This window comes from Quyinboa mangrovi, from assembly GCF_042219825.1.
In the GTDB taxonomy this organism is placed as follows: domain Bacteria; phylum Bacteroidota; class Bacteroidia; order Bacteroidales; family UBA5342; genus JBHJHP01.
This window is the reverse complement of the sequence record NZ_JBHJHQ010000005.1, coordinates 419,186-439,736: the sequence shown is the minus strand read 5'-3', so window position 1 is coordinate 439,736 and position 20,551 is coordinate 419,186. Positions and strand designations below refer to the sequence as shown.

Below are 20,551 nucleotides of genomic sequence, written 5' to 3'. Positions count from 1 at the left end.
TATTACATTAGTCCGTTAAAACTATTAAAAAAATTGCCATGAAGAATACCGGGATAATCTTTGCACTGATCCTAGTTTTATCAGTCATTTCATGTTCCAAAAAGAAACCTGTAACCAATGAAAAAAGTGCTGTTTTTCAGCAATATGTTGAATCGTATACCAAAGGGACTATTTCGAGAACTGCGGAAATAACAGTCCGTTTTACACAAAATGTGCCAACTGCCCGCCAGGGAGAAGAGGTTAAAGAAGAAGTAATTAAACTGGTTCCTTCCGTGAAAGGTACAGCTTACTGGTTCGATAGCCGGACTATTGCATTTAAACCGGAAACCTGGCTTGATTTTAATAAAGTATACACGGCATCGGTCAATGTAGATAAACTCTTTCCTGATGTTGATCCTAACAATAAAACGGTACGTTTTGATTTTAAAACCAAAAAGCAGGACTTTTCGGTAAGAATCGGAGGTCTGCAGTCGCAGGGACTGGCATACCGGATGGAAGGTACTGTTTTGCTGGCTGATGCAGAAAAGAATGATGTGGTTGAAAACGTCATATCATTAAGCGATAAGGATCTGAATAAAAAGTTGCAGTGGTTACACGTCAGTCCTGAGAAGCACTTGTTTTATGTAGACAGTATTCCGAGGAAAGAAGATAATACCGATTTCCAGGTTTTGGTCAATGGCGATCCGCTGACCATGGATAAAGAGGATAAGCTTGATATTGAAATTCCCGGGTTGAATAATTTTAAATTGTTGAAAACAAGAGTTGAGCAGGAACCGGCACAATGTTTAGTCGTTGAATTTTCTGACCCTTTGAATCAGGATCAGGATATCTCTGGCTTAGTGAGACTGGAAGGCGTGGTCAATGTGAAAGTCAAAAAAGAGAATAATGTGGTCCGGTTATATCCGGCTCATCGCATAACCGGAACCAAAACTTTAAATGTTTCTGGCGATCTGTTGAATGAAATGAACTATCATCTTAAAAAAGATGAACTGATAACCGTAAGTTTTGAAGCCATAAAACCTAATGTCAGATTTCCTCAGTCGGGTGTTATCATTCCTTCCGGCAATGAGGAGTGCATCGTTCCCTTTCAGGCTGTGAATCTGTCAGCTGTTGATTTGTATGTCATCAGGATTTTTGAAGAAAATGTACCGTACTTTTTGCAGCAAAACCAGTTGGATGGCGACGATGACCTGGCGCATTTCGGACGGTTAATTCTGAAAAAGAAAATTAATCTCACAGAAGATATCGTTGTGGATGAAGGTTCATGGAATAATTACTCGCTGAATCTTAAAGAATTAATTCAAACGGAACCCGGGGCCATTTACAGGATAGAATTCCGTTTCAGAAAGGAATATTCAACTTATCCATGCAGCGGTTCAACTGAGACTGCAACTGAAGAAGCTGCCGAAGTCGAAGCACCTGAACCTGTGGATCAGGATTATGAAAGGTTTGATAAAGGTCAGTACTGGCCATATTATTCATATGACGGTGAATACAGATGGCGGGAACGGGACAACCCGTGTGATATGTCTTATTATCAGAACAAGTGGGTTTACCGTAATGTGATGGCATCTAACCTGGGCATTCTGGTCAAAACAAATGGTCAGAACGGCTACCGTGCATTTGTTACTAATCTGATTAATGCATCACCCTTGTCCGGGATTTCGGTTTCTTTCTATAACCACCAGAATCAGCTGATGAGTAAAAAGGAAACAAATTCGGATGGCATGGCTGAATTTGAGCTTGATGGTATGCCATGGCTTGCTCTGGCTCAGCGGGGAAACGAAAAAACATACCTGCGCGTGGATGACGGAACAGCGCTGTCCTATTCCAGTTTTGATGTAGGTGGAGTAATTGCAGCCAAAGGAATAAATGCCTTTATTTATGGTGAACGTGGCGTGTGGAGGCCCGGAGATACCATTCACCTGGCCATGGTGATTAAGGATACAGATAATCCGCTTCCTGAAAATCAGCCGGCAACACTGTATTTTTATAATCCGGATAACAAGCTGGTAAAGAAAGTTGTCAATACACAGCCTGTGGGTAAATTCTATACTTTTAAGCTGAAAACAGAGGATAGTGATCCAACCGGAAACTGGCTGGCTGCTATCCATATAGGTGGTGCTAAATTCACAAAGACCATAAAGATTGAAACCATTAAACCTAACCGCTTAAAAGTTAAGCTGAACTTTGAGGATGATATTCTTGACGGAACCAAGGCAAATGTTGGCAAACTGGATGTCGCCTGGCTACATGGTGCTGTGGGTAAAAACCTGAAAGTAAAGACAGATGTTATGTTCCGTCCTCAGAAAATGAGGTTTGATAAGCTTCCCGGATTTGTGTTTAGTGATCCGGCTGTGGAACTGGATATGAAGGAAGAAACAGTGTTTGAAGGTCAGACGGACAGCCAGGGGAAAGCAGAGTTTACGCTGAAAAAAATCTCAACCAGGTATGCGCCATCTCTTTTAAAAGCTGTTTTTACAACCAAGGCTTTTGAACCGGGTGGAGAGTTTAGTATTGTGCAAACCTCAAAGGACTATTCTCCGTTTAAGACATACATCGGGATGAAGATGCCGGAAAAACCAAAGAGCAGCTGGCATTATAATTCAGGAACAGAGTATCATGTGGAGGTTGCTTCTGTTGATGTACATGGTAATCCTGTGGATGTATCAAAACTTGATGTAGAAGTTTACAAGCTGGAATGGTCCTGGTGGTGGCATTCCAATAATCAGAATCTGGCCTATTATATTCAAAATACATACCACAGGCCGGTTATTACTAAGTCACTTTATACGAAGGACGGAAAGGGCATGTTTAACCTTAAGCTTGGGGAACGTGAATGGGGTAGGTATCTGATCCGTGTAATTGATCCGAACGGCCACAGTACCGGACAGATTGCATATTTTGACTGGCCCTGGCGTAAAAGCAATGAAGGTGCAGGAGGTGCAACACGACTGGCGTTTAATACAGATAAAGCCAAATACACCAAGGGAGAAACCATCAAGGTTCAGTTCCCGGGTGAAAAAGGGGCAAGAGCACTGGTAAGTGTAGAAACAGGAACACGCATTCTCCAGAATTTCTGGGTAGAGGTAGGCGATAACGGAGGAGAATTCAACTTGGTTGCCTCATCCGATATGGCACCGAATGCATATATCAATATTGCACTGATTCAACCATATGAGAAAACGGTCAATGAAAATCCAATCCGCATGTATGGCGTTATCCCGGTATTTGTGACGGATCCTGAAAAGGAACTTGAGCCGGAAATAACACTGCCTGAATCAGTTGAGCCGGAACAGCAGTTCTCTGTGAAAATTAAGGAGAAAAGCGGAAAACCAATGACGTACACGCTGGCTATTGTGGATGAAGGTCTGTTGGATATTACCAACTTTAAAACACCGGATATTCATGGTGCATTTTATCAACGTCAGGCTTTGCTGGTTAAAATGTGGGATATGTTCGATTATGTATCCGGAGCGTTCGGTGGTAAAATAGAGAAGGTGTTTGGTATTGGCGGTGGTGATGAATTAGACAACAAGGATAAGAAAGATGATAACAGGTTCAAACCGGTAGTTATGTATTCCGGACCACTCCAACTGAAACAGGGTGAAGAGGCCGTGCTGAAATTCAGGATGCCTAAATACATCGGTTCTGTAAAAGCAATGGTTGTAGCCGGAAGCGGCGACAGGTACGGATCAGCCGATGAAGTTATGCCGGTGAAAAAACCTGTAATGGTGCTGGCAACCCTTCCGCGTGTGCTTTCACCGGGCGAAAAAGTGAGTCTGCCTGTATCTGCGTTTATTATGGATGAAACGATCAAAGATGCGAAAGTGATGGTAAGCGTGAACGATATGTTTACTATTGGTGAAACCACGAAAGCAATAGAGGTTAAGGAGACCGGTGAGTATAACGTGAAGTTTGATCTTGCTGTTGCGGATAAAGTGGGTACCGGAACTGTTAAGATCGTTGTTGAAACCACTAAAGGAAAGGCAGACTATGAGATCAATATCAAGGTTCGGAACCCGAACCTGCCGTTGAAGCAGGCTAAAGATCTGGTTCTGGATCCGGGGAAAGAACAGCAGGTACAGCTTGATTTGCCTGGAATGCCTGGAACAAATTCTATCAGCCTCGAATTCTCGTCCATGCCACCGTTGAACCTGAAAGGGCGTCTTGATTACCTGATCAGGTATCCTTACGGTTGTATTGAACAGACCACATCCTCGGTCTTCCCGCAGCTGTACATCAATAAGCTGATTCAACCAGATGCTCAGATGGCTGATCAGATGCATCATAATATTATCACAGGTCTGAACCGGCTAATGCAGTTCCAGTTGCCTGACGGAGGATTCTCCTACTGGCCGGGACATAAAACGGCTTCAAACTGGGGGTCGGTATATGCTACTCATTTTATTCTGGAAGCTGAAAAGCAGGGCTACCAGATTCCTTACGGAATGAAAGACAAAGCGCTGGAATACCTTGGAACTAAAGTGGTGGAATGGTCCAGAACCTACGATTATTATTATTACGATTATACACAGTCGTACAGGTTGTATGTACTTGCACTGGCAGGAAAACCTGATATAAGTGGTATGAACCGTTTGCGTCAGAAAACCGGCCTGAACGACAAGGTGAAATGGCGACTGGCCGCTGCTTATGCCCTGATCGGTAAAAAGGATGTGGCAGAAGACCTGGTGGACATGAATAAACTGGCAATAGCCGATTATGAAGATATGTCTGAAACCTACGGCTCAAAATGGCGCGATTATGCCATGTTACTGGAGACGTTGGTTCAGCTTGGTAAAAAGCAGGAATCGGCCCGGATCATCAAAGAATTCTCTGAAGTGTTATCCAGTCCAAACCATTGGCTGAGCACACAAACCACAGCCTGGATGTTAATGTCAGTGGCTGAAGCCAAATCGCTGGTTATGGCGGAAGATGACCCGATGAATGCAACTTACCAGGTTAAAGGAAAATCGAAAGAAACGGTGAAGACCGAAGAGTTGATTAAACTGGTGGAGTGGGATAGTGACAAGGATTCTGTGATAACCATTAACAATAACAGTAAGAATGTGCTGTTTGTCACGGCCAGATCAGTTGGCCTGCCCATCATTGACAAGCGTGATCCGGTAAGTGAGAATATTGATCTGAAGGTCCGGTTCACTGATATGGCCGGAAATACGTTAAATCCTGAATCCATTGCACAGGGTACTGACTTTAAAATGATATATACGGTTCGTTACACAGGTTGGTCCAGGTCAAGCGATATCGAGAATGTGGCCTTAAGGCAGATCTTCCCCTCGGGATGGGAGATCATCAACACCAGGTTATACGGTGAAGGCTATAAGCTGAGTTCGGATCAACCGGATTATATGGATATCAGGGACGACAGGATTTACATGTTTTTCAATTTGCGGCGGCAGCGACAGATGACTTTTGAGGTGCTTCTGAATGCAGCCTACGAAGGCAGGTATTACATGCCGGCAACTGTGGTGGAAGCTATGTACAGCGATAAATATTATGCCCGGACGGCCAGCAAACAAGTGAAAGTAGTCCGTTAGGGTGCAGGTTTTGAGGGGACGGCAATGAAAGATGATTAAAAGGAAACAATACAGGAGAAAAGGCTGGATGACATTATACGTGATGGTATTTGCTGTCACACTGGTAATGCTCATCACGCCTTTGCCCCGTTTCACAACAGATTATGCCACACTGATCCTGTCGGAGGAAGGCGATTTTCTGAATGCTGCGGTCAGTTCGGATGAGCAGTGGCGCTTTGAACCGCTGGATTCTGTTCCGGATCACTTTAAAAAGGCCCTGGTCACTTTTGAGGACCAGCATTTTTATTCCCATTTTGGCGTTAATCCCCTGGCTGTTTTTAGGGCACTGACCCAAAATATCAAAGCCGGTCATGTAGTGAGTGGTGGCAGCACTATTACCATGCAGATAGCCCGGATGTCAAGGAATGGGAAATCACGTAATCTTTGGCAAAAGGGTCTTGAAGTGCTGATGGCAGTCAAGCTGGAGATGTTTGATTCCAAGGATGATATCCTGAAACTGTATGCCACTAACGCCCCGTTCGGCGGAAATACGGTTGGCCTTGAAGCGGCTTCATGGCGCTACTTTCAACGATCGCCCTATGAGTTGTCATGGGCCGAAGCAGCCACACTGGCTGTGCTTCCCAATGCCCCATCACTTATTTATCCCGGTAAAAATTCGGTGTTACTGAAAGACAAACGCGACCGCTTACTCACCAGACTTTTTGAAGCAGGTTACTTCGACAAAACAACACTGGAACTGGCACTGTTGGAAACCCTACCGGATCCTCCCGGAGCTGTGGCAGCCTGGACGCCGCATCTGATGAACCGTTTAATTGAAGAACGTGGTAAGGGTCGGTTCAAAACAACGCTTTCCGGATCACTGCAGAAAAGAGTGGTGCAGATTGTAAATGATTTTGCAGCTGCCTATAAACAGCAGGGTATCAATAATGTGGCAGCCCTGGTGATGGATCTGGATGATTACAGTGTGAAAGCTTATGTGGGCAATTGTGCCGATCCCGACCGGACAAACGGAGGTGATGTGGATGTGATTATGGCGCCCAGAAGTTCGGGGAGTATACTGAAACCCTTTTTATATGCAGCATCCATCTGTGACGGAACGATTCTGCCTGATATGTTGCTGCCCGATGTCCCAACATACCTCAATGGTTTTACACCTGAAAACTTCAATAAAAAATACGATGGTTTGGTACCCGCAGGTGAAGCGCTGGTTCGTTCCCTGAATATTCCCTTTGTAATGCTGTTGAAGGAATACGGTATTCCCGGATTTTATGATTTGTTACAGTCATTGCAGTTCAGTAAATTTAACCGGTCTCCGGATCATTACGGACTTTCCATGATTCTGGGTGGAGGAGAGGTGACGCTGTGGGAACTGGCCCGGGCGTACGGATCCATGGGAAATATGCTGAACAATGAAGGGCGTACGTTTGATATTTTTGAACCGCGGCTGTTAATGGGGCAGGACAAGCACAAAGTCGCATCTGTGCTGGAAATAACGCCCGGAGGCGCCTGGATTACCCTGGATAAAATAACAAACCTTACACGGCCAGATGAAGAAGCCGGTTGGCATTATTTTACCTCTAAGCAGCGCATTGCATGGAAAACGGGAACAAGTTTTGGATTCAGGGATGCCTGGGCGGTTGGTGTAACAGCACATCACCTGATAGCTGTCTGGGTCGGCAATGCCGACGGACAGGGCATGCCGGGTCTGACAGGAACCAGTAAAGCGGCGCCAGTGATGTTTCGACTTTTTGAACAGCTTAATGAAGACGGCGGCTTTTTTAATACGCCCTGGGACGATCTGACCTATTATCCGGTGTGCAGCCAAAGTGGGGAACTGATGACGTCGGATTGTGACCTTGCTGATACCATTATCGTTCCGGCAAAAGCCAATTATACGTCCGTGTGTGAATACCATAAGACTATCCATTTAACGGCTGATGGACAATACCGTGTAAATTCATCCTGCTATGACCCCAATCGTATGATTCATAAAAAATGGTTTGCGGTGCCTCCAAAATTTAGTGTCTATTTCAGAAGGAAGGACAGCAACTACAGGGATTTACCACCCGTAATGCCGGGTTGTGGCGAAACAAAGATGTTAAGTTTTACCTATCCCAATAAATCACAAAAATTATATTTACCGGTCGATTTTGACGGTAAACGCAACCCGGTGGTCTTTGAGGCAGCACACGAAGAGAAAAATGCTGAAATGCGCTGGTTTCTGGACGAAGCATACCTTGGCTCAACCAGGTACAACCACCAGGTGGCCATTCAAATGGATAAAGGTGTACACGTTATTACCATTTGCGACCTGGCTGGCAACGAAGATAAAATAAGGGTGGAAGTGATGAATGAGGAGGAATGAAAATGACCTGATGATTCTTTTTTCGGAATTTGGTGTATTTATGTGTTGATTATTAAATAGTTACCGTTTTTAATTCTTCGTAGATCATCCTTATATCTTTATAACTGATCAGTAAACTATACAGGAGTCTCATCCAGCCGGCTATGCCTGTTACAGCGCTGATAAATATGTTTAATGAGAGTGAAATAATTTTACATGATAAGTTAAAGCAGCGGTTGTAATTATTGATCATAAGCAATGATGCCTCTGTTTGTTCGGGGGTTATCTCAGAACTGATAATGACGGTGGAGTCCATATCTTTTGAAAACTTATATACTATATTCGGACTTGTTAAATACCCATTCACGTAAGTTTGTACAGAATTGATAACTACCGTAAATCCTTTTTTAATAATCTTAAAGGCTTTGGAGGCATACCGGAAAAAACCTACAAAAATATTCTCTTTAACAAAAGATACCACCTGTTTCCCTTTTTTCAGGATCCATCTCCATATGCGTTTCAGTCCATCAAATAAACGTGTTCCTTTCCTTTTAATGTAATCCCAGGCTTCTTCAATGGCAGAAGGAGTCTTCAGATGTTCCGCGATCTCCTGAACTACTTCACTAATGTTCCGATTGTCAGTATCGGTATCAATATTTACCATATTTTTAAAGAGCACGGGGGTAATGTTTTTAGCTTTATCGGAAGCTTCATTCACCGACATTTCTTCAAAATCGATATAGTATTTTTTTATGGCTTCATAAATATCGCTGTCGGTACTGATGGCGAAATTATTGATACCATCAATTATTACGGAGTAACCCAGTAACCATAGTTCTATTTTTGCACAATTCACGATAAAGCTTTGAGCAAGTGAACGGGACTGTTCTTTGTTTTTATCAGGCAAACGTAGCAGGAAGGAATTTTTTTTCAGTGAAGAGCGCTTTATAATTGTATCTGTTAATAAATCCTGGTTAAACAAAATATTCAGGGTTTCTTCATCCAGATTGGCCGTATAATTTTCGGCCCTGATTAAAAAGATATGCAGAATCTGGTTGAAGTTCTTTAGGCTTGTCTGATTAAGCAGATTGAATTTTTGACGTGGTTTATCACGATAAAGTCCCAGACTCCATAACCGTAACTGAACGGCCCTGTGAACCGCTGATCTTGTTTCTTCCCTTATCTTTCCATCTTTGAACCACTGTTCCGGAATAATTTCAGATTCAAAACTTACCAGCTGATCCAAAGCGCTCCAGGTTTTATTTCCTACCCAGTTGTCCTGCTTCAGGTTGGCATCTTTTTGGAACCACAGTACGGCTTCTTTTATGTCATCAATATGCTTATGAAGCTGTTTTGCTTTAACCTTACGTTTTAAATATCCAAGCAAATATAACCGTGATGCAATTGTCTTTAATCTTATCCGCTGACTTTCCAGCGTATATGTTTCCTCTTCATTCGACGGAACATCATTGACCAGTCCGTTTTTTGATGCATCGTTTAAAATGGCTTCAAATGCACCAAGCCTGTCAACAGGATCATCAGGCAGTGCATCATGGTTATATGGAGGCAACCCTTCAGACATCAGGGTTTTGCAATCAGATCTTTAAATAAGTTCAATAATCCCAACCGGGTTTCAATACCTGCCTTCACGGCATTTTTATGAACCTCTAATGCCAGCGGCGGTACATTATCCAGGTCTTCACGCACAAAGTTGTACGAATCACCATCGAACTGTGCCAGCGATTCAGCTACCAGTTTAATTTTACCATCTGTTTTGCCGGCTTCGTCATTAATAAGTTTCTTAATATCATCAAACGATGTAGCGGAATCTACATTGGTTTCTATCTGACCCGTAAAGGTCTGAACGTGCAATGACGTTAAATCTTTAACGGCATCATCCAGTTTTTTAAGCGCATCTTTTAAAGGCATAATAAATTGTTTTAAAGTTAGAAATCATTCAATTCAAAAAGTGTGTAAGAAAACACAGAACCATATATCATACTTGATTTAATGACGACGGCAAGAAAAATGTTAAAATCAAGGTCATCCTGAATAACCTGGCAACCTGCACTGTAAGCTCCAACTTTTTCTACATCGTTTTTAAAACTGGTGGTATGCAGGTTAAGTCCGGTAACGTCAGAAAATACCTGTCCGCTTGTATCCAGGTCTCCATCCATATCATTGTCTCTCCATATGTTGAAAACACCAATTGCTTTTTGGGTCAAAGCCTGATAACCTTTATGAAATCCAAGTGTCCAACAACTTTTATACTGACCCGGAATTAAAATGGCAGTCCCGTTTACGCTTCCTGTTTTTTGTTTCAGCCAATATAATCCGGGTTTTGTTGTGGCATTAAACAGATGTACAATTTTATTGCGTGAAACATCACGGTAGGCTAAACCGATAAAATCATTGAATTCATCCACCAGTGGATTGTCTGACCGTATGCCGAAAATATTCAGGTTATACGAGCCACGGTCAAAAAAATTATATCCTTTCCGGTTATAAATTTGTTGTAACTGTTCGTAAGTTATTTGCATAAAATTCGTGTTTATGTTCACATGGCTGGCTCTATTCTACACCAGCAAAGAATTCATATGTGTTATAATAACTCCTTAGCAAAAAAGTTTTATTCTGCTCTTCGGTGATATATTCAGATAAGCCTGCCAGGTTGTAAGCAACACTGTTTCTCATAAGTATGCATATTAGTTGGGTGGGGTAATACACTGCATAAAGTTCGACTATTTATAAGAAAATGTTAATTAAGAAAATATTAATTAAATATGGTATTTAGATGCTATTTACCTTTAAGCTTTTGGATATGGCATTATATTATTTGTTTTATCGGGTTGTAAAACATTAAGAACAATTAGCCACATTAACAACAATATCCGTAATTTTATGATTCCTTGAAATACTCTTTTTGCCCTTCTATAAAATATTTAACCGGATATCTCTCCCATTTATATGTGTAGTAACCAGAGCATCTGATAAAGCAAACCGCTTTGGGTACAGTGTTGGATGTAATGACAAAAACGATAAAAACTAATGATTATGAAGAAATTTCTGGAAAACCTGAATAAATATTGGGTTACACCTGCTGTGGCAATAGTTGGCGCACTGTTAGGACTATATTTTACACTTGTAAAAAATAATCTGGAAACAGAAGCTGCCAAAATATCAAACAGTGCTGCAAAAATCGAAGCTGAAATAAAACAAAAAGAGTTCAGCAATAATGTAAAAATTCAGATGTACAGTGAAGTAAAAGAGGCAATTATGTCTGATGATAATAAGCTCCAGGATGCGGTACTTCTGTTAGTGAATGAAATGTTGGCGGATGACAGCTTGTTCAGGGAACAGCTTATCAGGATCTTAATAGCTTCTCCAAATGTTGATAATTCTGTGAAGCTGAAACAAAAAGAGATTGAGGTTCAGACAAAAGAATTTATACAGAAGGAAAAATCCAAACTGGCCGGTAATTTTACGGTAGATGTATTTTACCTGGAAGATATTTTGAATGAAGCCAAACCCAGGGCAGATAAAATAACGCAGTTGTTAAACGATAAATTTCCGGATTACAGAATACGAACCCGGGTTTTGCCCCGGACAGTGAATGCTAAAAGTGGTTACCGTATTTCCTCCAATCAGATCCGGTTTGAAAAAGATGAGCGAAAAGAGGCAGAACAAATTCTGGAGCTGATAAAAAAGAAAGGAATCTTCCAACTGGAACAACCTGAATTGCTGGAAATAAATCCAACTACAAAAACACCGGACTATATGAGTATTTTTGTGCGGAATATGTAATTCCGAAGAATAAGCTACTGACAGCGTGATAGCTTTTCCTCACTGGCTAAGCGGTAAAATACTAATTCGAAATAAAGTGGGGAAGGCCGTTGATTCTTTATTCGGAATACATTATTTTTATTTCTATAAATTGAACCGGTAAAATTGTCTGTTTGCAAAGCAAAATTATTAAGTTCTGTTTACTTATGTGATGGCAAAGAGGGACAGAGATCCGTAAATAATACTTTTGGTGTGGCAGGTTTAAGCATTGCATAGTATTAAAATGATAAACGTCAAAATGAATAAGATAGTCATAACAATAACTGTGGCAATAATTTTAATAAGTTGCAATAATACAGGTAAGACCAACAAAAACACACATAAAATGGACAAGCAAGATAGCGAAGCGATAAACACTGCTTCAACAAAAGATACAACCCCTAAAGTTACCGGAATCGGTGGGATTTTCTTTTACTCGGACGATCTGAAAAAAACGCAGGAATGGTACACAAAAAATCTGGGCATCGAAATAAATGACTGGGGGTCTTCCAGTTTTGAATCCCGTAGCATTGACAGGCCAGATGACGTAAATTCTCTTCAATGGAAACCTTTCGAAAAAGGGGATGAATATTTTTCCCCTTCCAAAAAGGATTTTATGATCAACTATACGGTTCAGAACATTGAAGGTCTCGTAAATAAACTTAAAGAAAACGGAGTGACGATACTCGACAGTATTGAAACTTACGAGTTTGGGAAATTTATACATATTATGGATGCGGAAGGCAATAAAATTGAATTATGGGAGCCGGTTTTTAATGCCGCAGATGATGATGACACAACGAAATAGCGGAATCACTATACTTTTACAGTGCAAAAGTTTCTTCCAACTTAAATCCTGTTGTAGATATAGGATAAAAATAGTGCAATAAGCAATTTTTTCTTGTTGTTGCAAAGTCACTGATTACAGATCCTAAAACTCATAACCACACCACTACTTCGGTTAATTGTTCAAATATAATTTCACGGAAGTTAACTGTTTTATCGTTCTTATGTCACTTTTCAATTTTTGCAAATATTGCCAATACATTTCGGTTCTTTTTTGAGTGGTTTCGTATTCCAGTTATTCTTTGTCTGTCACAGGAGGTTAAGGACAGTTAATGCATGGGATATGTGCAGTTAAAGTATATTAATAATTAGACCGTTACAGAACTTTGTTCCGGATTTAAAGGTTTTTGTCTCATCTTTTTCGGGATAAATAGAAACGGGTTCTGATATTTTTCCCGTTGTCATTTTGAAGGTTTTGCTCGGGACCCAAATAAAATTTTAAAAAAATGAAAAAGTTAGCAATTTTTCTGTTGTTAGTGGTGCCCGTATTGAGTTTTGGACAAAACGAAAAACTTCCGGCATCTGTGGTTAGTTCCTTTAAAAAAAATTTTCCTGATGCCGTTATCAATTCATGGACTGGTAATGATTCTTACAATTATTTAACTGACTGGTCAAGTGATGTGTATTATGGCGATTTTAACTTCGACGGTTTCCCGGATGATTACAACGATGGTTATTATGGAAACGGAGACTATTATGAAGGCTATGGTGATGAACCTTTTTATTATGATGACGGGTTGGATTACGACTATTATGTGCCGGAAGACTATGTTGTTGTTCATACTTTACCTACACAATATCAGTTGAATTTTACTTACAAAGGTGGACGTATGTCCGGAATTTTTAAGGCTGATGGCGCATTCGTTATTGCTAAAGCTCGTTCTACAGTACTGCCGATAGTTGTGGTTGAGGCGGTAAAAAATGCCTACAAGGGGAATGTTATTCGTATAGCACATGAAAAGGAGATTCTGATTACACCTGAAAATCTTCCATCTAACCCTGTTTATCGCTTGAAGGTTTTTGTTAAGCATGCAGGATATTCAATAATGAAGATTGACTCAAAAGGGAAAGTGATATCAAATAATAAGTATCAATAGATCAGATGAAATTCTATATCTGGATTTGATTACATACCTCATAAAAGGTAAAAAAGTAAATAAAAGGCTTCTCATGGAGCCTTTTTTCTATTGCAAATAAATTTTTATTTGTGTGTTGTTCAATCTGAGTTATGCAGTTGTTCTGTTAACCAATTTAGTCATAACCTCCAATGTGTATGTCACTTAGTTGCTGTGCTGTGTCAGACTGTTAATATAGTCCTCAATATTTGTATACCCGTTGTGGTTAATATCACCATTAATATCAGTGTCGGAGTTTGGATTCAGTCCATGTTCCTGCTCCCAGCTGTCAGGCATTCCGTCATTATCAGAGTCTGCAGGAGCTGTTCCCCCTGTAATTGTGCCAATTCCTCCAACCTCTGATTCATTCAGTATAAACGAACCTTTGGTTCCCAAAGAAGCAACTTCACTGATTATGCGGCTGTCATGTGCATCGCGAACCAACGAAGCGCCAACTGTTTTTATGACAGTCTGATAAGCCTCCTGAGCTGATTCAATGTTTAAGGGTGCAGATGAATGCAGATTCAGTTTCTCCATTGGTGTTGCAGCGTTATAATCCTTAATCGGTGTCCCGTTTAGTTTTCCGTCGCGGTTCAAATCCTTATAATTGCCTTTTTGGTACAAATGATCTGTTTCGGTCCATTGCGAATAATAACTGTCTCCGTTGTCACTCGGACCCGCAATGAAATAATTGTTGATGACATCCTGGTAATGATCTGCTGCGGAGTGGCCACCGACGATGCCATTCCCGTAATTATACACCACATTATTGACATATTGCAGGGCACATTTCATCTTGGGATTTCGGCTCTTGTTACTCACCCATAAACAATGGGTAACCGTCCAGTTCTGTGTTCCGTCTGTTATGGCTCCGAACCGTTGCGGATCAATCCCTTCACTGATGATACAATTTTGCCAGGTGACGGTATTGCTGCCCACGATATGCACGTTATCCCACCGTCCCCAGGAAATGGAGCAATGATCCAGAATGATATTACTGCCACCATCGCAGGTAAAGGTACATTTACCTTTGCTCATGGCTATACTGCCGCGCATTCTGAGATAACGAATAATGACGTTGGTTGAGTTGCACACAACCCGATTTCCGTAGACAGTTATGCCTTCGCCAGGTGCAGTTTGTCCTGCTATCGTAATGCTGTCGCTGATAAAAATGATATCAGCAGGCGATAATTTTATTACACCACCAACATCAAACACAATGATACGATTTGGCCGGCTTACCGCATCTGCTAAGGATCCTGGGCCGGAAGCATTCAGGTTTGTAACATGAACCACTGTTCCTCCGCGTCCGCCTGTGGCATAAGCACCAAATCCTTCAGCACCCGGGAAAGCCAGTTGTTGAGCCTGGGATGCTGTAGTAAGGAATAGTATAATGACTAATAAACTATATATTTTTTTCATGGGAAACTATTTGAGACGTTGAAAGTATAAAAAATGTGCGTGGAATCAAACTATAAAGATAGCCATCTCTGATAGATTAGGCATTGTAGATGAATCCGACTTTATTACTGTATGCCTGAAATGGAGTATACAGCTTTGAATATTTGTTTTGATTCTTAATTTTAAAATATTTACTTTTATAATCGTTGATAAACCGAGAAATGATCCTGTATGCAAAGCAATTAAAATATAAAGTTTGCTTTACCGACTCTAGTGGGTCGATAAACCGAGTATATATAGGTCTGTTGTTTTGTGGTTAACTATCTTTCTTCAGGCAGAAAAAATCTAAAATTATGAAAAATGTAATTAATGTAAAAAGTATCTCACACATTATTAAACCATTGATTTTTGTTTTTTCCATTTTCTTTAGTTTAGCAAATAATGTTTCTGCAATGGAATACACTCTTACAAGTGATGATGTGGTTGTAAATAATGGAATAATTGATAGTTGTTCATACAACTTTACCATCAAAGAAATCATTATTCCTGATTCACTGGACGGGCAGGAAGTAGTAGGAATTGGAGTAATGACCTTTGAAGCGAAAGAAATAACAAAAATAACTTTGCCGTTATCAATTAAATACATACGACGCTTTGCATTTGCTAAGAATAATATTACAAGTTTAGATTTAAGTCCATGTAAAAGATTAGTTTTAATTGATGAATATGCGTTTTATGCAAATAATTTAACAGTTGTAAATCTAACAGGTTGTAATTCATTGTCATATCTGGGTAAAAATGTGTTTTTAATGACACAACTTGATAATATAACGTTGCCGGAACATAAGTTTTACTCTGAAGATGGTTGGATGGATTTAATGGGTAACGTGTTCTCTGCGGGTACCACGGTTAGTAATTTCATGACTTCTTATTATATACCAACACCATATACTTTGACAAGTAATGATGTTATGATCAAAAATGGCATCATTCAAAGTTGTAGTTACGATTTTAGGTATAAGGTTATTGTCATTCCTTCAGTATTAAATAACCAAACAGTCATTGGAATAAAGGATAATACCAATAGTAGTTCTTCAGTTTTTAATTCTTATCAGGATAGTTTGTTTTGCAAAAGAGGTATTATTAATATAACATTGCCTGAGACTTTGGAAAGTATTGGTGAAAATAGCTTTGCTTACAATGATCTTCAAGCTTTAAATATTGATGATTGTAATTTGCTAATTCATATAGGTGCTAATGCCTTCAACAATAATCCATTGACAACAATTAGGCTTCCTGATAATCCTGAATATGTATCTTACGGTTGGAGGAATGAATTGAATGACTACATCGAAGGTGGGAGTTCAATTAGTAATTTTTCAAGTTACTATTATGTCCCCCAAGGCTATTTAATAATTTCTAAAGAAGAGGCAGTTATTGATAGAGGCGTTTTAATTGGTTGTAACTATGATACCACATTTAAAGAAATAAGGATTCCTGAAATAATTGATAACCAAACAATAACCTCAATAGGCAATGATGTATTTTCAGGAAAAGGACTTGAAAGAATTATTCTTCCATCAACACTAAACTTAATAAAAGAAGGAGCTTTTAGCAGCAATAATCTTACAAAGGTAGATCTTTCAAATTGCGTTGAACTTAGCTTTATTGATTCTAAGGCTTTTGACAATAACCCAATAGCAGATTTTGTATTGCCGTTTAAGACCAAATATGGTCTATATAATTGGAGAAGTGGAGATAAAGATACCTTTAGGCCTGAAGATAACGTTACAAACTTTTCAACTTATTACTACCTTTTAGCTCCATATACTATTTTAGACGAGGATGTTGAGGTTCAAAATGGCGTAATTCAAAGTTGTAGTTATGATTTCGCTCTAAAAACTATAATAATCCCAGATTCTTTAGATGGTCAAAGAATTATAGGCTTCCCTAATGGGTATCTTTCAGAAGGGTTATTCGCGAGTAAAAATATAGTTAGTGTACAATTGCCATCAGGTATAGAAACGATTGGTAGATGCGTATTCTATGAAAACCTTTTGGATAGTCTAAATCTTGACCATTGTACAGAACTAAGATTCATTAAAAAGGATGCATTTTCAAAAAATTCAAATTTATGTCTTAAATTACCTGTAAATAATGAATATCCTGAATATGGCTGGAAAAATAGCATGAATAATAATTTTAAGGGAGGTGATATCGTTAGTGATTTATCTCAAGCTTATTACGTTTATGCTCCATATACGCTTAAGGATGGTGATGTAATTATAGAAAATGGAATAATACAAAGTTGCTCAGCTAATTTACGATATTTATCGTTGGTCATTCCAGATAGTTTAAATAATCAAGAAGTAACAGGTGTCAAAGATGCTGAACAGAATTCTACCGGTGTTTTTGCCGGAAAAGGTATATTGGATGTTCAATTTCCAGCATCTCTTAAAATGATAGGTAATTTCGCATTTTCAAGTAACAATATTATAAATATAAATTTTAAAGAGTTGATTTCTCTAGAATTCATTGGGAATAGTGCATTTTACTCTAATTATTTCGTTAATATATATTTAAATGATTGTAAGTCATTGGTTTATATCGGGAATAAGGCATTTGACTCTTACCAATTTCCAACTTTTAAACTTCCAACTCCTGAAATAGTTGGTTTTGATTTTTATAGATGGTGGGGACCACGCGGCAAATACCTTGGTGGTGCGGAGGTATATACAGCAGATGGACCATATATTGCGGATGATAATGTAAGCATAGATGAAGTTAAAAAAGAAAACTTTAATATTTACCCTAATCCATCATCAGATAATTTTACAATATCTTATTTATTGGAAAGGGCATCAAAAGTTACTATAAACCTATATGATTTAAACGGCGTAAAAATAAATTCATTTAAACTTGGTAATAAAAGTCAAGGAAATCATTTGTATAATTTAGAGAACCTTGACCTTAATAAAGGTATTTATTTTATAGAATTAAATACAATAGACTGGTGCGAAATAGTAAAGTGCACAATCAATTAAATAGAACACATTTAAAGGTGTATTCTGCAAATAATAGAAATTGGATAAAAAATATTCCAAATACCGATTAAAATGAAATATCAAATCTATAATAATAACAAAATGAGAGCAATAAATATCTTTCTGTTTGTGTTAATAATTTTATTATCCAGTTGTATAAAAGAACCTGTTGAAACAGATAGAAGTTCAATAATTGGTCGGGTTTTAGACAAGGCTTCCGGACAGCCACTATCTTCTGCCACTCTTATTATTGAAAATGAAGATAATAATTATATTTCCACCACAAATTTTGACGGTTATTTTGAATTTAAAGAAATAATCAATGGCGAGTACACTGTAATTAGTAAAAAGAAAGAGGATGCCATAACCACGAAATCTAGCCAGTTTGATGGTGAGATAACTGATACATTAGGATTTTTTTCTACTGATAGTAAGAACTGGGGAAATTTATATTCACAAACGTTCTGTTCTTTGACAGGAAATATAACTATTCCCGAAATAAGTGATTATAGTGAAATAAACGTAAAGTTGCTTGGAACAGATAAAAGTGCATTAACAACCAACAAGGGATTTTTTAGATTTGATTTTATTTTTCCAGGTATATATGATATTGTTTTAGAAAAGGACAATTATAGGAAATTGAGTGTCAATAATATAATCGTTAATAAAGGTGAAATATACAATATAGATACAATCATTCAGCCAATCCATAAATTAATTACTATAGAAGAAAACGCATTAGAGTGGCCGCATCGTGATGTTATAGATTTTGCATTCTGTGAAGGAAAATTTTGGTATTGCAAATCTGCAGATCCATTAATGGCTTACAATCCTGAATCAGGTATTGAATCTTCCCATCTATGGAAAAATTTAGATTTTATGAATCACCCATATGGCCTTGCTGGTAATTGTGATATTACTGACACCTATGAAAATTCATTTTGGATTTCAGGAGACGCCGCAGTAAAATGGTACGTTCGTAAAATTGAAATAAAAAATAATAATGCTCTTATTGTTGATTCAGTAGATACAGGAAAGTATGGAATGATGCCATATAATTTTGGATGGGATCCAAAATCAAAAAGCTTAATTGTTCCAACAGGATATAATGACCAGTTACAAGTTTTTAATACTAATTCCAGACAATTGAAAACTATCAGTGTAAACTTGGATCTTGAATATGAAGAAACAATATATAAAGGTGACGGTGGTTATATCCGTTCTATAATAGTTGATCCCAATGGTACAATATTTCTGTTAATTTTTAAAGAGACAATATATGACAAAAGAGTAATGTTTATGTTTAAATATGATGATTTAGAAAATATGAATTTAATTGATTCATATATTTTCCCGGATACATATACAAAATTTAATATGCTATCATATTATATGGGGAATATTTATATAGCTGGTGATAGATTAAACTTAAATTAGAATGCCTTGCAAGCTCGGTTATAGTGCATCCCGGCAGGTTCGGGATGAGACCATACCGTGGGAATATTATGGTACCACATTTCAACCCCTCAAAATAAAATGACTGAATATATAGCGCTCTACCGTTAAAAAATATTTGGTGCGGGGGTAAGTTTTGAATGATTTGATGAATAATTTTGTATTTTTAACACAGATCCAAAAGCATAAGTTTAAAATATAAAATGTCAACAAAAGCAGTTAATAGTTCGGTTAAAACATCAAATTTTCCGTTTTTATTATTGTTTAGCAGGTTGCTGTTTTTTTTGGTTTTTCAGGCCATATTTGCTTTTATGTTGGATTCCTGGGAGTCCTCAGAAAAATACTGGTTACTGACTGCTACCCTGACAAATATAGTCAGCATTCTGTTGCTGATGATATTGTTTAAAAGGGAAGGAGAGAATTACTTCAAAATATTTAGATTCCCAAAGAATACAATTAAAAAGGATGTGCTTATTTTTTTGATACTTGCTCTGGTCTCAATTCCTGTTGCCATGATGCCGGGATATCTGCTAAGCTCAGTTATATGGGGAGATCCCGATGTTCCAACGCACATGATGTTTGGTCCGATAAACAAATGGTTGGTTTACTCGCTGATGTTCGCTTTCCCTTTGACTATTGCATTTGCAGAATTGGCAACTTATTTTGTGTATATCATGCCCAGGCTTGTCAAACGGCTGAATAAAAAATGGTTGGCAGTCATGCTCCCGGTGTTATTTCTTTCAGTTCAGCACTGTACACTTCCATTTATTCCCGATATGGATTTTATTCTTTATCGTGCACTTGTATTTTTACCCTTCGCATTGTTAATAGGCATTTCAATTTATTACCGGCCTTCTCTGTTTATCTATTTTGCAATTTTGCACGGCTTGATGGATTTTGGCACTGTATATATGTTTTTTATGCAGGTTAAATAAAATTTGCCGGAAATAGTATTTGCTGGTTTGC

Annotated in this window: 13 protein-coding genes; 8 read left to right on the top strand and 5 right to left on the bottom strand. The window is 38.6% G+C overall.

Going from position 1 to position 20,551, the window contains the following annotated elements:
- Positions 1-38 precede the first annotated feature (38 nt).
- Positions 39-5,558: an MG2 domain-containing protein gene (locus ACE1ET_RS13025; RefSeq protein WP_375728848.1), complete on the top strand. Its 5,520-nt coding sequence runs from the start codon at positions 39-41 to the stop codon at positions 5,556-5,558.
- 31 nt (positions 5,559-5,589) lie between these two features.
- Entirely contained in the window at positions 5,590-7,923 is a 2,334-nt protein-coding gene (pbpC, locus tag ACE1ET_RS13020) for a penicillin-binding protein 1C (protein ID WP_375728847.1), read from the top strand.
- 52 nt (positions 7,924-7,975) lie between these two features.
- Here pbpC and ACE1ET_RS13015 read toward each other — a convergent pair whose 3' ends face one another.
- Genes ACE1ET_RS13015 through ACE1ET_RS13000 form a run of 4 tightly spaced genes read right to left on the bottom strand, consistent with a single transcriptional unit; the run spans position 7,976 to position 10,596 of the window.
- Positions 7,976-9,484 carry a peptidoglycan-binding domain-containing protein gene (locus tag ACE1ET_RS13015; protein ID WP_375728846.1) on the bottom strand — a complete coding sequence of 503 codons (1,509 nt, stop codon included), beginning with the start codon at positions 9,482-9,484 and terminating at the stop codon, positions 7,976-7,978.
- Positions 9,484-9,831 carry a hypothetical protein gene (locus ACE1ET_RS13010; RefSeq protein ID WP_375728845.1) on the bottom strand — a complete coding sequence of 116 codons (348 nt, stop codon included), beginning with the start codon at positions 9,829-9,831 and terminating at the stop codon, positions 9,484-9,486. Before ACE1ET_RS13010 ends, ACE1ET_RS13015 begins: the two co-directional genes overlap by 1 nt.
- 17 nt (positions 9,832-9,848) lie before the next feature.
- On the bottom strand, positions 9,849-10,442 hold the full coding sequence (locus ACE1ET_RS13005) for a hypothetical protein (protein ID WP_375728844.1): 594 nt from the start codon (positions 10,440-10,442) through the stop codon (positions 9,849-9,851).
- Positions 10,443-10,473: 31 nt separating this feature from the next.
- The gene (locus ACE1ET_RS13000) at positions 10,474-10,596 is read right to left on the bottom strand and encodes a hypothetical protein (RefSeq protein WP_375728843.1); all 123 of its coding nucleotides are present in this window, start codon (positions 10,594-10,596) and stop codon (positions 10,474-10,476) included.
- 360 nt (positions 10,597-10,956) lie between these two features.
- Here ACE1ET_RS13000 and ACE1ET_RS12995 point away from each other — a divergent pair, with 360 nt between their 5' ends.
- The 3 genes from ACE1ET_RS12995 (at position 10,957) to ACE1ET_RS12985 (ending at position 13,667) form a co-directional block, all read left to right on the top strand.
- The gene (locus tag ACE1ET_RS12995) at positions 10,957-11,706 is read left to right on the top strand and encodes a hypothetical protein (protein WP_375728842.1); all 750 of its coding nucleotides are present in this window, start codon (positions 10,957-10,959) and stop codon (positions 11,704-11,706) included.
- Between the two features lie 364 nt (positions 11,707-12,070).
- The gene (locus ACE1ET_RS12990) at positions 12,071-12,532 is read left to right on the top strand and encodes a VOC family protein (RefSeq protein ID WP_375728841.1); all 462 of its coding nucleotides are present in this window, start codon (positions 12,071-12,073) and stop codon (positions 12,530-12,532) included.
- Between the two features lie 484 nt (positions 12,533-13,016).
- The gene (locus ACE1ET_RS12985) at positions 13,017-13,667 is read left to right on the top strand and encodes a hypothetical protein (RefSeq protein WP_375728840.1); all 651 of its coding nucleotides are present in this window, start codon (positions 13,017-13,019) and stop codon (positions 13,665-13,667) included.
- A gap of 183 nt (positions 13,668-13,850) precedes the next feature.
- Here the strand turns inward: ACE1ET_RS12985 and ACE1ET_RS12980 are convergent, their stop codons facing one another.
- On the bottom strand, positions 13,851-15,107 hold the full coding sequence (locus ACE1ET_RS12980) for a hypothetical protein (protein WP_375728839.1): 1,257 nt from the start codon (positions 15,105-15,107) through the stop codon (positions 13,851-13,853).
- A 332-nt stretch (positions 15,108-15,439) separates the two neighbouring features.
- Between ACE1ET_RS12980 and ACE1ET_RS12975 the strand changes: the two genes are divergently transcribed.
- The 3 genes from ACE1ET_RS12975 (at position 15,440) to ACE1ET_RS12965 (ending at position 20,520) form a co-directional block, all read left to right on the top strand.
- Positions 15,440-18,130 (top strand): leucine-rich repeat protein, encoded by a 2,691-nt coding sequence (locus ACE1ET_RS12975; RefSeq protein WP_375728838.1) that lies wholly within the window; start codon positions 15,440-15,442, stop codon positions 18,128-18,130.
- Positions 18,131-18,202: 72 nt separating this feature from the next.
- Positions 18,203-19,567, top strand: coding sequence for a hypothetical protein (locus ACE1ET_RS12970; protein ID WP_375728837.1), 1,365 nt, complete (start codon positions 18,203-18,205; stop codon positions 19,565-19,567).
- Positions 19,568-19,788: 221 nt separating this feature from the next.
- Positions 19,789-20,520 carry a hypothetical protein gene (locus tag ACE1ET_RS12965; protein WP_375728836.1) on the top strand — a complete coding sequence of 244 codons (732 nt, stop codon included), beginning with the start codon at positions 19,789-19,791 and terminating at the stop codon, positions 20,518-20,520.
- Positions 20,521-20,551 lie beyond the last annotated feature (31 nt).